Raw genomic sequence first — 14,015 nt, 5'->3', positions numbered from 1 at the left:
AGGAGCGAAACACCGTGAATCCCGCCCGCCGCCTGACGTTCGGCGACCTCATCCGCGAGCACCGCAGGTCCTACCCCGACGGCGTAGCCCTCGTCGACGGCGACATCCGGCTGACCTGGCCGCAGCTCGACGAGCGCACCAACCGCCTCGCCAACGCCCTCACCGAGGCGGGCGTCGGCCCCGGCGACCGCATCCTGTGGCTGGGCCAGAACTCCTTCCGCATCTGGGAGCTGCTCGGTGCCGCCGCGAAGACCGGTGCCATGGTCTGCCCCGGCTACTGGCGCTGGGCGGCCCCCGAAATGGCCTTCGCCGTCGAGGACTTCGACCCCCGGGTCGTCGTCTGGCAGGACGAGGAGATCGGCGACACCGTCGGCAAGGCGCGCGCCGAACTCGGCAGCGACCACCGGGCGTTGTGGCTGCGGCACGACACCGAGGGGCCCGACTCGTACGAGTCCTTCCTGGCCGCAGGTTCGCCCGAGGACCCGGATGTCGACGTCGACCCCGACACGGCGCTGCTCGTCATCTACACGGCGGCGATCTCCGGACGCCAGTCCGGCTCGATGCTCTCGCACCGCAACCTCCTCGCCATGGGCGCGGGCGCCGCCTGGATGGGGGACATCGGCACGGAGACCGCCTTCCTCGGCGCCGGGCCCATGTTCCACATCGGCAACTACCAGTTCTGGGGCGTCCCGGCCTTCGTCCACGGCGGCAAGAACGTCATCGTGCGCCGGGTCGTCGCCGAGGAGCTGCTGCCGCTGCTGGCCGCCGAGAAGTGCACCCACGCCTACCTGATGCCGCCGACCATCGCGCAGCTCGTCGCGCTGAACCGCGAGGCCGGGCACGACCTCTCGCATCTGCGGGCGAGCGTCGCCGCACCCCTGTGGCAGGGCACCGTGCCCACCGACACCAGCCGCTTCACCCGCAACGGCGGTGGCGAGGGCCGCGGTTACGGACAGACCGAGGTGACCGGCTTCGCCGTGACGGGCGCCTACGGCGGCACGGGCACCGGCAACGCCGGACGCCCCGGCCCCGGCACCGCCGTGCGCGTCCTCGACAGCGCCGGCGCGGAGTGCGCGACCGGGGTGGCCGGTGAGATCTGCGTCCGCGGGGACCTCGTGCACCTCGGCTACTGGAACCGGCCCGAGATCAACGAGGAGCGCTTCCGCTTCGGCTGGTGGCACACCACCGACCTCGGCCGCCGCGAGGCCGACGGCACGATCAGCTTCCTCGGCACGACCACCCGCATGCTCAAGTCCGCCGCGGAGAACATCTTCCCCGCCGAGGTGGAGAACTGCATCGAGTCCCATCCGGCGGTGAAGGAGGCCGCCGTGATCGGCGTGCCCAACGAGCGCTGGGCGCAGGACGTCAAGGCCGTCGTGGTGCTGCACGCCGACGCCGGACCGGTCACCGCCGAGGACGTGGTCGAGCACTGCCGGGCGCGGATCGCCTCGTACAAGAAGCCCAAGACGGTGGAGTTCGTCGACGTGCTGCCCCGCACGAAGGACTTCGCGAAGGACTACGAGGCGCTCGACGAGCGCTTCGGCGGCGGTGGTTACCCGGGCGGCGACACGCTCGGCGCGGGACGATGAACCCCGCGGACCGCCGCCTGCCGGTCGTCGTCGGCGTGTACGCCACCGAACAGGCACTGTCCCTCCCGGACCGGGACGCCATGGACCTCGCGCTCGAAGCGGTGAGCGGCGCGCTCGCGGACGCCGGGCTGGCGCCGTCGGACGTCGACGGCGCCCAGGTCGACTGGCCCGGCCCCGGCGGCGTACCCGGCGAGGGCAGCTCCTGGGCGCGCATGCTGGGCCGGGACCTGCGCTGGGCCAGCGACTCCATGCTCGACAACGCGGGCTCGCGCGGCCTGCTGAAGGCGGCGGCGGCCGTGCGGGCGGGGTTCGCCGACACCGTCGTGGTCGGCGGCTGCAAGCTGGTCTCGCGGGGGACGGGCCCCGTCGGGGCCGGGGTGGCGCTGGAGTTCGCGGACGTGTGGGGCAGCTATGTCGTCGCACAGTTCGCCCTGGTGGCCGCCCGGCACATGCACGAGTACGGCACGACCTCCCGCCAGCTCGCGGAGGTCGCCGCCACCATCCGCAACAACGGCACCACCAACCCGGAGGCGATGATGTACGGGCGCGGCCCGTACACCGCCGACGACGTGCTCGCCTCCCGCATGGTGGCCACCCCCTTCCATCTGCTGGACTGCTGCATCGTCGGCGAGGGCGGCGCGGCGCTCGTCGTGACCACCGCCGAGCGGGCCCGGGACCTGCCGCACCCGCCCGTCGCCGTCCTCGGCGGCGGCATGCAGTACCACCAGGCCGCGTACGCCAACCCGGCGCTGTACCGGGAGGTCGGCGGGCTCGGGCGGGAGGCCGCCGAGCGCGCCTACGCGATGGCCGGCATCGGCCCGCACGACGTGGACGTGTTCTCCCTCTACGACCCCAACTCCTTCGAGGTCATCCGCCAGTTGGAGATCCTCGGCCTGTGCGGCGAGGGCGAGGGCGGCCCGCTGGCCGCGAGCGGCGCCATCGCCGTCGGCGGCAAGCACCCGGTCAACCCGGACGGCGGCTGCCTGGCGTACGCCTGGAACGGCACCCAGCAGATGACCCTCAAAGTCGTCGAAGCCGTACGGCAGTTGCGCGGCACGGCCGTGCACCAGGTGGAGGGCGCGGAGCTGGCGGTCGTCGGCAACGCCGGTTCAGGAGCGCAGCATTACGAGATGAGCGTGCTGGGGAGGACGCGATGAGCCGGCCCGTACCCGTCCCGACGCAGCTGTCCCGGCCGTTCTGGGAGGCGGCTCGGCGCGGCGAGCTGGTCGTCCCGCACTGCCCGACCTGCGGTCTGCGCTTCTTCGTCCCCGAACCCGCCTGCCCCGGCTGCATGGCGCGCGACTGGCGGTACGCGCCCAGCGCGGGCCGGGGAACCGTCTACTCGGTGACCGTCGTCCACCGGGCCCCCGGCCCCGGCTTCGACACCCCCTTCGCACTGGCCGTGATCGACCTCGACGACGGGGCCGCCCTGCTGGCGCACGTGGACGCGGGCGACCCCGGGGACGTCGTCATCGGGCTGCGCGTCCGAGTGGACTTCCGCGCCCTCACCGACGAGATCACATTGCCGTACTTCGTACCGGACGACCGACCGTCCCCGTCGATCACGGAATGACTGCCGCCTCATCATAATTTAAACACTGATTGCTCTCAGTATATTTAGTTAACGGTTTTCGGGGATACCATCACCCGCATCGCGCGGGCACCGCTGGGGTGACCCGCCTCTGTGAGCATCGCTGAGGACCTGAAGTGGCAGTGCATGCGCGAGCGTCGAAGAGACAGGGCGGCAGGCGGGAACCCGGAGCCGAACGGCAGCCGGCGCTGCGTACGGTCCTGCTCGTCCTGGCCCTGGTGCCCATCGTGACCCTGGTGGCGCTGTGGGCGGTCGACTCCGCGCAGCTCTACACCGACTGGCGGCGCCAGCAGGACCGCAACGACGTGTCCACCCAGGCGGCCCGGCCGGTCCTGGGCGCCTTCTTCTCCCTGCAGGAGGAACGCCGGCTCAGCGAGGCGGCCCTGGCCGACCCCGCCGCGTTCCAGCAGCAGCTGCGCACACAGCGGGCCCGCACCGACGCGGCCGTCAAGGCCGTCGAGGCGCTGCCCGGCAGGGGGTGGAACGCGCCGGCCGACATCCGCGGCGACGTCGTCGACCTGAGCAGAGCCCTGCGGAACCTGGCCGACTACCGCGCGGGCGTGGACGGGCGGACCTCCTCGCCGCAGCAGACGTTCGACCGCTACACGGGTCTGATCTCCCTGCACCTGAAGGTGTTCAACACGCTCAGCACCGTCGGCCTGCCCGGCATCGACCACCTCGTCCGCCCGGTCATCGACGAGGACTGGGGCATGGAGATGATCTCGCGACAGGACGCGCTGCTCACCCGCGCCTCGGTCACCGGCAGGCTCTCCGGGACCGACCGGGGACAGCTCGCCGCCTGGATCGGCGCCCAGCAGTTCATCTTCGACGACAAGGTCGTGCCGCTGCTCTCGGACGACGAGGCGCGGCAGTTCCGCGAGCTCATGGCGGGCAGCGCGTGGAAGAAGAAGACCGCCGTCGAACAGGCCGTGCTCGCGGACTCCGCCTCCGGAAAGGACCCGGACCCGTTCTCCAAGGGGCTCGGCCGGACCTGGCGCGACAGCGTCCAGCAGGTCACCGCGGGGCTTGAGCAGCGCAACGCCGCCTACGCCAAGACCCTCACGGCCGCCACGGACAAGCAGTTGCGGGCGATGGAGACCCGGCTGATCGTCACCAGCGTCAGCAACGCCGTCGCCGTGTTCGTGGTCGCCCTGATCACCGTCCTCTTCACCCGGGTGCTGCGCCGCCGGATCTCCGCCCTGCGCACAGCGGCCCTGGACCTGCAGAGCCGGCTGCCGGACGTGGTGGACCGCATGCGCCGGGGCGAGGTCGTCGACCCGGACGCCGAACTCCCGGCGATCCGGCACAGCGGCGACGAGCTCGGGCAGCTGGGCCAGGCCCTCAACCTCGCCCGTCACACCGCCCTCGACACCACGGTGGCCCAGGTGGGCCAGCTCCACGGATTCGAGAAGCTGCTGCAGCGCATCGCCCGCCGTACCCAGCTGCTCATCGGCCTGCAGATGAAGAAGCTCAGCGAACTGGAACGCAAGCACGAGGACCCCGAGGTGCTGGAGGACCTCTTCGACCTCGACCACCTCACCGCGAGGCTGCGCCGCTACGAGGAGAACCTGGTCATCCTCGGCGGCGGCCAGCCCCAACGGCGCTGGCGCAAGCCGGTGCTGGTGCTGGACGTGCTGCGCTCCGCCCAGAGCGAGGTGCAGGACTACCGGCGGATCCAGATCGAGGTGCAGGGCCGGGTCTGGCTGTCCGAGCGTGCCGTCGGTCTCGTCATCCACGTCCTGGCCGAGCTCATGGAGAACGCGGTGGGCTTCTCCCGGCCGCCGACCCCGGTGGAGGTGTACGCCGCCCAGGTCGGGCGCGGTCTCGCGGTGGAGATCGAGGACCGCGGGGTGGGCATGGACGACGCGCAGTACGAGGCGGTCAACCTGATGATGGCCGACCCGCCCCGCATGGACGTGATGTCGCGGGCCGACGACGTCAGGCTCGGGCTGTACGTCGTCGCCCGGCTGGCGCAGGGCCTCGGTATCCAGGTGGAGCTGCGGCCCTCGGCGTTCGGCGGGACCCGGGTGGTCGTCCTCATCCCCGACGAACTGGTCGTCGTCGACGCCTCGGGGCCCGCGGAGGAGGTCGTCGCGTCCTGGCCGCCGGTCCCCGACCTGGTCACGTCGGCCGCGGAGGCAGGACCGGGGGAGGCGCACGGTCCGGACCTGAACGCGCACCGGCCGGCCACGAACGGCGTACCGACCGGCCAGGCCGTCCCGCGGGACAGACCGCGGACCGGCCCACCGCCATCCGCCGCACCGGGCCCGAGCGAGGGATCGGAGGTGGTCCGCCCACCGCGCCGCCGTCTCCCGTCCCAGCCGTTCGGCCCACCGCCGACCCACACGGCACCGGACACGGTCGGCGCGGCGCCATGGACCGCGGCCCACGCAACGGTGCAACCGCTGCCCAAACGCGTGCGCCAGGCCAGCCTCGTCGACGAGTTGCGCGACCCGGGCGCGGCCGCGCGGGAGCGACCCGACGAGCGGGGGGCCGGCCCCCGGCCCACGCCGGCCCGTTCCGGCGCCACCGTCGGCGCCTTCCAGCGCCAGTCCCGTATGGCCAGGAGTACGAGTCCCACAGCCCACGACGCCGCAGACACCTTGCCGACCCGCAGAAGTTTCCCGACGGAAGACTGACCATGACACTGCGCACGACCGCCACTCATCAGGATCTCGACTGGCTGCTGGACGGCCTCGTCGAACAGGTCCCGGGCACCCGGCACGCCATCGTGCTGTCCGACGACGGTCTGGTGGTGAGCCAGTCCAGCACCATCGCCCGTGGCGACGCGGAGCGACTCGCCGCCGTGGCGACCGGCCAGCAGAGCCTGGCCCGCGGGGTCGGGACACTCTTCGACGGCGGCCCGGTGCACCAGGTGATCGTCGAGCTGGCCGACCTGTGGCTGTTCGTCTCCGCCGCGGGCCGGGGTACGCACCTGGCCGTCGTCGCCTCGCAGGAGGTGGACGCCGAGCTGATGGCCGTGGCCATGCACACCCTCATGCAGCAGGTGGGCCGGCGCCTCGGCGCGGAGGCACGCGTCGTCATGCCCGGCGTCGAGGGCGGTGTACGTGAGTGAGCCACTGGACGGACGGCATGGAGGCGGACGACGCGGACACCCAGTCCGTCCGGCCCTACACGATCACCCAGGGCCGCACCGCCCCCGCCCGTGACGACCTGACCCTGATCACCCTCGTGACCACCGTCGAGCCGGAGGTTCCCGGCCGGTCCTCGCGCGGTCTGCAACCCGAGCACCGCGCCATCCTGCGGCAGTGCCGTACGCCGGCGGCGGTGGCCGAGATCGCCTCCGCGCTGGATCTGCCGATCTCGGTGGCGAAGATTCTGATCGACGACCTGGTGGCCCTCGGCAGGGTGGCCGCCCGTCCGCCGCTCGCAGTCGCGGCAGGAAGCACCATGGACATGAACCTACTTCGGGCGGTGAGGGATGGCCTCCGCAGACTTTGACCTCGCGCCGCACACCCTGGGCGCGGCTCCAGCCGCCGTCAAGATCCTCGTGGCCGGCGGTTTCGGCGTCGGCAAGACGACCCTGGTCGGCGCGGTGAGTGAGGTGGCGCCGCTGCGCACCGAGGAGTACCTCACCGTGGCCAGTGTCGGCGTCGACGACGTCGAGGGCGTCGAGCGCAAGTCGACGACCACCGTCGCCATGGACTTCGGCCGCATCATGGTCAGTCCCCGGCTGGTGGTCTACCTCTTCGGCACGCCCGGCCAGGAGCGCTTCTGGTTCATGTGGAACGACCTGGTGCACGGCGCCCTGGGCGCGGTCGTCCTGGCCGACACCCGCAGACTGGAGACCAGCTTCGCCTCCATCGACTTCTTCGAGAGCCGCCGCATCCCCTTCGTGGTCGGCGTTAACTGTTTCCACGGGCGTCGGGACCGCGGTGAGCGGGAGGTACGCGAGGCGCTCGACCTCGATCCCGAAGTCCCGCTGATGATGGGTGACATGCGCGAACGGTCGGTCGGCCGCGATCTGTTGGTGACGCTGGCCGATCACCTCATTCGGACTAACTCGATTACCTAGCTTAAATAGTTATCTAGTTCTAGAATGGGGTCCACCAGGTTGAGGCGCGCCGCGCGCCTGCCGGCCGGACGGAGGTGGTCCCCGCGATGAGTGAGACCGGGAGACGCGGCGGGATCGGCGGCGCCCAGGTCCGGGTCCCCAAGATGGCGGAACTGGTCGCGGCACGGCTGCGCCGCATGATCGTGCGCGGTGAGCTCGTGGAGGGGGACGCGCTGCCGTCCGAGACGGCACTGATGGAGGAGTTCGCCGTCTCCCGGCCCACCCTGCGCGAGGCGTTCCGGGTGCTGGAGTCGGAGTCGCTGATCGACGTGCGCCGGGGCGCCCGGGGCGGGGCGCGGGTCCAGGTCCCGGAGGGCACGGTGGCCGCCCGCTACGCCGGTCTGGTGCTGGAGTACCGGGGCACGACGCTGAAGGACGTGTACGACGCCCGTACGGTGATCGAGGCGCCGTGCGCGGGTCTGCTGGCCGAGCGGCGCACCGACGAGGACCTGCGCAGACTGCGGGCCGCCGTCGCCGAGGCCGAGCGGCTCATGGACGACCCCTCGGCCTTCATCCGCGCCCACATGGAGTTCCACGCCCTGGTCGTGGAACTCGCGGGCAACGAGACGCTCGGCGTCCTCAACGGCATGGTCCGCCACATCATCGACCAGGCGAACTGGTCCCACGTCGACCTCGACGCCGGCAGCCCGGAGAACATCCGGGCCAACCGCCGGGGCTTCCGGGCGCACGGCGCGCTCGTGGACCTGGTGGCCGCGCGCCGCGCCGAGGCCGCCGAGGAGCTGTGGCACCTGCATCTGCAGGAGGCGGAGGACTATCTGCTGCAGAGCAGGTCCATGACCACCGTCCTGGACCTGCTCGGCTGACGGTCAGCTCTCGCGCAGTTCCGCCACGATCGGCTCCCACACCTCGGCACGGGTCTCGTAGGCGGTGTAGAAGGACACGCGGTCGACCAGCGCCCCGTACCGGCGCCGGATCTCGCCCGCCACCCGATCCGGCTCCGCCACCACCGCGAAGGTGCCCAGGACCTCGTCGTCGACGAGCCGGGTCATCGCCTCCCACTTGTCCTCGCGCCGGGACGTCGACAACGCGTGCAGTTCGTCACCGAGTTCGCCCCAGCCGTGCAGCTCCAGGACCCCGCGGTAGGCGGGCGTGCTGCCGTAGAAGGCGACCTGGGCGCGGGTGCCGTCGATCGCGCGGGCCATCTCCTCCTCCGTCCCGCCGGTCGCGGTCAGCAGCAGATGGGAGACGGAGAAGTCGGCGCGGGTGCGGCCCGAGGACGCAAGTCCCGCCTCGACGGTCGGCAGGGTGACCTCGCGCAGATACCGCTCGGTGGTGAAGCCGTGGGCGAGCAGACCGTCGGCCACCTCGCCCGCGACCCGCGTCATCGCCTCCCCGACGGCGGCCACGAACACCTTGGGCGCGCCGCCGGTGGCGGGCGGCGGGGAGAAGAACGGGGACATCAGCGTGTGCGAGTAGAAGTCGCCGCGGAAGTCCAGCCGTTCGCCCTCGTTCCAGGCGGCCCAGATGGCGCGCAGCGCGCTGACGTACTCCCGCATGCGGGCGGCGGGCCGGCTCCACGGCATCGCGAAGCGCCGCTCGATGTGCGGCTTGATCTGGCTGCCCAGGCCGAGCGAGAAGCGCCCACCGGAGTACGTCTGCAAGTCGTGTGCGGTGTACGCCAGTTGCATGGGGGAGCGGGCGAAGGCCACCGCGATGGCGGTGCCGACCTCCAGCCGGTCGGTGTGCTCGGCGGCCAGCAGCAGGGGCAGGAACGGGTCGTGTTTGGACTCCGAGGCCCACAGCCCGTCGTATCCCGCCTTCTCGTGATGGCGGGCCTCCTCCACGACCTCCGCCGTGCTCCACACGTTGAGCTTGCCGTCGACCTTCATGCCGCTCCTTCGCCCGCTTCCATGCCGATGCGCTGTGCGAGCAGTTCGCGATGGTACGCGGGATCGCCGAACAGCAGCTGTGACGTCTTGGCCCGCTTCAGATAGAGGTGGGCCGGGTGTTCCCAGGTGAAGCCGATACCGCCGTGGACCTGGATGTTGTCCGCCGTCGCCCGCACACACGCGTCGGAGCAGAACGCCTTGGCCAGGCTCGCCACGGCGGGCAGGTCCGGGGCGTCGTTCTCGGCGGCGAGCAGGGCGTAGTGCGCGGCGGCGCGCGCCGACTCGACCTCCAGCAGGACGTCGGCCAGCAGATGCTTGACGGCCTGGAAGGAGCCGATCGCCCGCCCGAACTGATGGCGGACCTTGGCGTACTCCACCGCCATGTCGAGCGCGCGGGAGGCCACCCCGACCTGCTCGGCGGCCAGTGCGACGACGGCCCGGTCCAGGACCTGGGCGACCAGGTCCCAGCCGTCGCCGTGCGTCCGCAGCCGGGTCGCCGGAACCTCGAGGTACTCCAGGCGGGCCTGCCGGCGGGTCGGGTCCAGGGTGGGCAGCGGCGCACGCGTCAGACCGGGCGCGTCACCGTCCACCACGAAGACGCCGATCCCGTCGGCGGCGCGCGCCACGGTGAGCACGACATCGGCGGCCGCACCGTCGAGCACGAACGTCTTGTGCCCGGTCAGCAGCCAACTGCCGCCGGACTCACGGGCGGTGAGCCCGACCCCCGCCGCGTCCCAGCGTGCCGAGTCCTCGGTCAGGGCCAGCGTCGCGACGAGCTCTCCTGCCGCCAGCCCCGGCAGCAGACGCTTGCGCGCCTCCTCGTCGGCGCAGCGCAGCAGCGTGGTCGTCGCCAGGACGGCGGAGGACAGGATGGGCGCGCACAGCAGGGCGCGGCCCGTCTCCTCCATGACCACGCCCACCTCGACCGGCCCGCACCCGGCCCCGCCGTACTCCTCGGGCACGGCGAGCCCCTGCAGGCCCAGCTCCGTGCCCATCCGGCGCCACAGCGCCCGGTCGAAGCCCTCGGCGGTCTCCATCAGACGCCGTACCTCGGTCTCCGGCGAGGTGGCCGTGAGGAACGCCCGTACCGTGCGGCCGAGTTCCTCCTGCTCCTCGCTGAACGCGAAGTCCATCCCGTGCTCCTCTGCGGTTCAGCGGCGGCCGCGTGCGGCGATGATGCGCTCGACGGCGGCGATGTGGTCCGGTGCGTGCATGGTCTCCCGCTCGGCGAGCAGGGCCGGCTCCATCACCGTGTCGAGGGCCTGCTCCAGATGCCGGTTGACGGCGCGCTTGGTCTCGCGCAGGGCCTGCGCGGGCAGGGCCGCCAGCCGTCCGGCCAGGTCCATGGCCTCGTCCATGAGCTTGTCCCTGGGCACGGCGCGGTTGGCGATGCCGAGCCGGACCGCGTCCTCGGCGCTCACCCGTTCGCCCAGGAAGAGCAGCTCCTTCGCCCGGGTCAGGCCCACGAGCAGCGGCAGCACGTACGCGCCGCCGTCGCCCGCGACCAGTCCGACCTGGACGTGCGGGTCGGCGACGTACGTGTCGTCGGCGATCAGCACGAGGTCGCTGAGCAGGGCGAGACTGCAACCGAGGCCCACGGCGGGGCCGTTGACCGCCGCGACGACGGGCAGGGGGCAGCGGACCAGGCCGGTGATGATCCCGCGCGCCTCGTCGACCTGCCGCTGCCGGAAGGCGCCGTCGCGCTGGACGCGGGTCATGGTGTCGAGGTTGCCGCCGGCGCTGAACGCCCGTCCGCGCCCCGTCAGGACGATCACCCGTGCCTCCGGATCGGCGGCGAGGTCGGCCCACACCGACGCGAGGCCGGAGTGCAGCTCGTCGCTCATCGCGTTCAGCTGCTCGGGCCGGTTCAGCTCGACCAGCCGGATGGGCCCGACGGCCGTCACCACCAGATCCGTCATCTTCGCCGCCCTCGTCCAGGGATCCGTCATTAGAGTTGAATGCTATAACTAATTAAGCTTTCTGGAAACCGGGTCGCGGAGTGACGGAGGACGCGCATGCCGCAGCGGGAGTACGAGACCGTACGGGCCGAGCTGGCCGACCGGATCCTCACGGTCACCCTCGACCGGCCGGAGAGGCTCAACGCCTTCAACCCGCGCATGATGCAGGACCTGCTCGACGTCCTGGACGCGGCGGACGCGGACGACGAAGTGCGGGTGATCGTGGTGACCGGCGCCGGACGCGGTTTCTGCGCGGGCGCCGACGTCAGTTCCGGCGGTTCGTCGTTCGACCACCGCAAGGCGGGCGCCTGGCACCGGGACACCGGCGGCCGGGTCGCGCTGCGGATCTTCGCCAGCACCAAACCGGTCATCGCGGCGATCAACGGCCCGGCGGCGGGTGTCGGGGCCAGCATGACCCTGCCCATGGACATCCGGCTGGCGTCGACGACCGCGAAGTTCGGCTTCGTCTTCGCCCGTCGCGGCATCGTGCCCGAGTCCGCCGCGAGCTGGTTCCTGCCCCGGGCGGTCGGCATGCAGCGGGCCATGGAGTGGGTGGCCACCGGCCGCGTCTTCGGCCCCGAGGAGGCACTGGCGGCGGGGCTGGTCCGCTCCGTCCACCCGCCGGAGGAGCTGCTCCCGGCGGCGTACGCCCTGGCCCGGGAGATCGCCGAGAACACCTCGGCGGTCTCCGTCGCCCTGTCCCGTCAGATGATGTGGCGCATGCTCGGTGAGCCCCACCCGATGACCGCGCACCGGCTCGACTCACGGATCATGAGCCAGATCGGCGGCGGCCCGGACCCCGTCGAGGGCGTCGAGTCGTTCCTCGCCAAGCGGCCGCCCGCCTTCCCCGGCCTGGTGAGCAAGGACATGCCGGCCGTGTACCCCTGGTGGGGGGAGGAGGAATTCCGGCCGTTCGGGGAGTAGCCGGCGGTCCACACGCTTTACATACCGACGAGATGTGGCCGAAACATTGTCGTGCTTTGCATGAAGTGTTAGCGTCCGGTCGGCGGACATTCAGTTGAATGCGCTAAACCATTGACCGCCTGGACGGTAACCATGAGCGATGGTTTCCTGCATGAATCGCTGCGCGGAGTCGACTGGGGGGTCGCCACCGCGGACACCGTCGCGGCCCCGCAGCCGCCCGCACAGGAGCGCGGCGGGCACTTCGGACAGTGGACCGACGACATCCGGCACCTGCTCGGCGTCACCGCGGACACCCACCGCATGGTCGCGGGCTGGCCGCTGCTCCAGCCCGACGGCCCGGGAAGCTGGGACCGGCGGGCACTGGACCGGTGCGAGCGCGCGCTCGACGCCCTGCTCACCCAGGGGAAGCGGCCCGCTCTCACCCTGGTCGACCGCACGCTGCCTTCCTGGCTGGACGACGCCGGAGGCTGGCTCGCCCGCGACACCGCCGAGCACTTCGCCGCGTACGCCGCCGAGCTGGGCCGCCGCTTCGGCGACCGGGTGGAACGCTGGATCACCTCCACCGACCTGGCCGGGCCCACCCTCGCCGACCATGTGGCCGGAATGTACTCACCGGGCCGCGGCGCGGGCCGCGCCGGTCTCCCCGCGGTCCACCACATCCTCCTCGCCAACGGACTCGCCACCCAGGCCCTGCGTGCCGCGGGTGCCGCAGGCCGCATCGGGACCACGGTCACCCTCGTGGGCGGCTACCCGGCCACCGACGACCCCTACGACCGGCTCGCCCTGGAGCGCCTGGAGAGCTGGACCAACCGCATCTTCCTCGACCCGCTGCTGCTCGGCGAGCACATGGTGACCGAGGACGACCTCGCGCCCGTGCCGGCCACCGGCTGCGTACGCCCCGGCGACCTGGACGTCATCACCACCGCCCAGGACCTGCTGGCCGTCTCCTGGCACACGCCGTTCCGCGTCACCGCGCCCGAGAACCTGCCCCGGGTGCTGCCGAGCGCGAAGTGCCGCAGCGCCCTCAACGAGGTCAACCGGCTGCTCGTCGGCCTCGGCTTCGCGATCGTCCCCTTCGACGAGGTGGAGACCACCGCCTACGGCTGGCCCATCATCCCCGAGGGGCTCGCCGACGCCGTCGCGGGCCTGTGGGACCTGTACGGGGACCTGCTGCCCCCGCTGTCCGTCGTCGACAACGGCATGGGCGACCTGGACCTGGTCGACGGCGCGGGCAACCGCGACGACACCCGGCGCCGGGCGCTGCTGCGCGCCCGGCTCTCCTGGCTGGCGGGGCTCGTCGACGCCGGAGTGGAGGTGTGCGGCTACGAGTACTGGTCGGTCCTGGACAATCTGGAGGCCAAGTTCCGCTACACCCGCCTGTACGCGATGGCCGTCCCCGACCACGAGCTCGCGCCCCGGCCCGCGATGCCGTCCGACTGGGTGCGCGGCGGAGCCTTCGCCGCCCCGCCCGCCGACGGCCCGCGGACCGGCCTGACCCTGGTGACCCCCGCTCAGGGCGCCGGCGCCTCGTAGTTCCGGCCCCGGATCAGCCGTACCGGGCAGTAGACCAGCACGTCCTCGTCCCGCTGGTTGCGCACGGTGACCCGGCTGGTCACCACGCCCCGGCCGGGCTTGCTGGAGGGGCGCGAGCCGGTGGTCTCCACGACGGCGTACAGCGTGTCGCCGACGTACACCGGCCCGTGCACGGTCAGTTCCATGTGCAGGAAGGCGAGGCCCGTTCCGTGCAGGACGTTCGTCTGCAGGACGAGGCCCTCGGCGAGGCAGTACGTCAGGCCGCCGGGTACCAGCCGGCCCGTGTAACCGCCCTCCGCCGCGTGCGTGGCGTCCCAGAACAGCGGCTCGGTGAAGCCGCCCCAGGTGACGAAGTTGACCAGGTCGGTCTCGGTGACGGTCCGGCGGGCGGTCCGGAAGACCTGCCCGACCGGCATCTCCTCGTAGGTCAGCCCCTTCACCAGGGGCGGGATGTCGGTCGTCGTGTCCTGCGCGGTCATGGGTCGGATCCTTTCG

The 14,015-nt window shown here is 72.1% G+C and carries 14 protein-coding genes; 10 read left to right on the top strand and 4 right to left on the bottom strand.

Annotation, left to right across the window (positions count from 1 at the left end; all coding sequences use genetic code 11):
* The first annotated feature begins 14 nt into the window (after window positions 1-14).
* The 8 genes from ABZZ74_RS19895 (at window position 15) to ABZZ74_RS19860 (ending at window position 8,079) form a co-directional block, all read left to right on the top strand.
* A complete protein-coding gene (locus tag ABZZ74_RS19895; protein WP_356766591.1) occupies window positions 15-1,589 on the top strand; it encodes an AMP-binding protein in 1,575 nt (524 codons plus the stop codon).
* The gene (locus tag ABZZ74_RS19890; RefSeq protein ID WP_356766589.1) at window positions 1,586-2,746 is read left to right on the top strand and encodes a thiolase family protein; all 1,161 of its coding nucleotides are present in this window, start codon (window positions 1,586-1,588) and stop codon (window positions 2,744-2,746) included. Before ABZZ74_RS19895 ends, ABZZ74_RS19890 begins: the two co-directional genes overlap by 4 nt.
* Window positions 2,743-3,162, top strand: a complete 420-nt coding sequence (locus ABZZ74_RS19885) for an OB-fold domain-containing protein (RefSeq protein WP_356766587.1) — start codon at window positions 2,743-2,745, stop codon at window positions 3,160-3,162. The genes ABZZ74_RS19890 and ABZZ74_RS19885 overlap by 4 nt, the downstream gene beginning before the upstream one ends.
* Window positions 3,163-3,296: 134 nt before the next feature.
* A complete protein-coding gene (locus ABZZ74_RS19880) occupies window positions 3,297-5,819 on the top strand; it encodes a nitrate- and nitrite sensing domain-containing protein (RefSeq protein WP_356766585.1) in 2,523 nt (840 codons plus the stop codon).
* A 2-nt stretch (window positions 5,820-5,821) separates the two neighbouring features.
* Window positions 5,822-6,256 carry a roadblock/LC7 domain-containing protein gene (locus ABZZ74_RS19875; protein ID WP_208778139.1) on the top strand — a complete coding sequence of 145 codons (435 nt, stop codon included), beginning with the start codon at window positions 5,822-5,824 and terminating at the stop codon, window positions 6,254-6,256.
* A gap of 17 nt (window positions 6,257-6,273) precedes the next feature.
* A complete protein-coding gene (locus ABZZ74_RS19870) occupies window positions 6,274-6,642 on the top strand; it encodes a DUF742 domain-containing protein (RefSeq protein WP_356766727.1) in 369 nt (122 codons plus the stop codon).
* A complete protein-coding gene (locus tag ABZZ74_RS19865; protein WP_356766583.1) occupies window positions 6,623-7,216 on the top strand; it encodes an ATP/GTP-binding protein in 594 nt (197 codons plus the stop codon). Before ABZZ74_RS19870 ends, ABZZ74_RS19865 begins: the two co-directional genes overlap by 20 nt.
* Before the next feature lie 86 nt (window positions 7,217-7,302).
* Window positions 7,303-8,079, top strand: a complete 777-nt coding sequence (locus ABZZ74_RS19860) for an FCD domain-containing protein (RefSeq protein ID WP_356766581.1) — start codon at window positions 7,303-7,305, stop codon at window positions 8,077-8,079.
* Window positions 8,080-8,082: 3 nt separating this feature from the next.
* Here ABZZ74_RS19860 and ABZZ74_RS19855 read toward each other — a convergent pair whose 3' ends face one another.
* The 3 genes from ABZZ74_RS19855 to ABZZ74_RS19845 are packed head-to-tail and all read right to left on the bottom strand — an operon-like array spanning window position 8,083 to window position 11,024.
* A complete protein-coding gene (locus ABZZ74_RS19855; protein ID WP_356766579.1) occupies window positions 8,083-9,105 on the bottom strand; it encodes an LLM class F420-dependent oxidoreductase in 1,023 nt (340 codons plus the stop codon).
* Window positions 9,102-10,238 (bottom strand): acyl-CoA dehydrogenase family protein, encoded by a 1,137-nt coding sequence (locus ABZZ74_RS19850; protein ID WP_356766577.1) that lies wholly within the window; start codon window positions 10,236-10,238, stop codon window positions 9,102-9,104. Before ABZZ74_RS19850 ends, ABZZ74_RS19855 begins: the two co-directional genes overlap by 4 nt.
* A gap of 18 nt (window positions 10,239-10,256) precedes the next feature.
* A complete protein-coding gene (locus ABZZ74_RS19845) occupies window positions 10,257-11,024 on the bottom strand; it encodes an enoyl-CoA hydratase/isomerase family protein (RefSeq protein WP_356766575.1) in 768 nt (255 codons plus the stop codon).
* Window positions 11,025-11,120: 96 nt separating this feature from the next.
* On the opposite strand from ABZZ74_RS19845, the gene ABZZ74_RS19840 reads away from it, so the two are divergent.
* Both ABZZ74_RS19840 and ABZZ74_RS19835 read left to right on the top strand, forming a co-directional pair.
* The gene (locus ABZZ74_RS19840; protein WP_356766573.1) at window positions 11,121-11,987 is read left to right on the top strand and encodes a crotonase/enoyl-CoA hydratase family protein; all 867 of its coding nucleotides are present in this window, start codon (window positions 11,121-11,123) and stop codon (window positions 11,985-11,987) included.
* Window positions 11,988-12,119: 132 nt separating this feature from the next.
* Window positions 12,120-13,520 (top strand): family 1 glycosylhydrolase, encoded by a 1,401-nt coding sequence (locus tag ABZZ74_RS19835; protein WP_356766571.1) that lies wholly within the window; start codon window positions 12,120-12,122, stop codon window positions 13,518-13,520.
* Here ABZZ74_RS19835 and ABZZ74_RS19830 read toward each other — a convergent pair.
* Window positions 13,499-13,999, bottom strand: coding sequence for a MaoC/PaaZ C-terminal domain-containing protein (locus ABZZ74_RS19830; RefSeq protein WP_356766569.1), 501 nt, complete (start codon window positions 13,997-13,999; stop codon window positions 13,499-13,501). The two genes, ABZZ74_RS19835 and ABZZ74_RS19830, sit on opposite strands and share 22 nt — an antisense overlap.
* Window positions 14,000-14,015 lie beyond the last annotated feature (16 nt).

The sequence above is a fragment of the Streptomyces sp. NPDC006476 genome, from assembly GCF_040612015.1.
Classification (GTDB): domain Bacteria; phylum Actinomycetota; class Actinomycetes; order Streptomycetales; family Streptomycetaceae; genus Streptomyces; species Streptomyces griseorubiginosus_B.
Note: the sequence above shows the minus strand (reverse complement) of the source record. Positions and strands in the feature narration are given on the sequence as shown.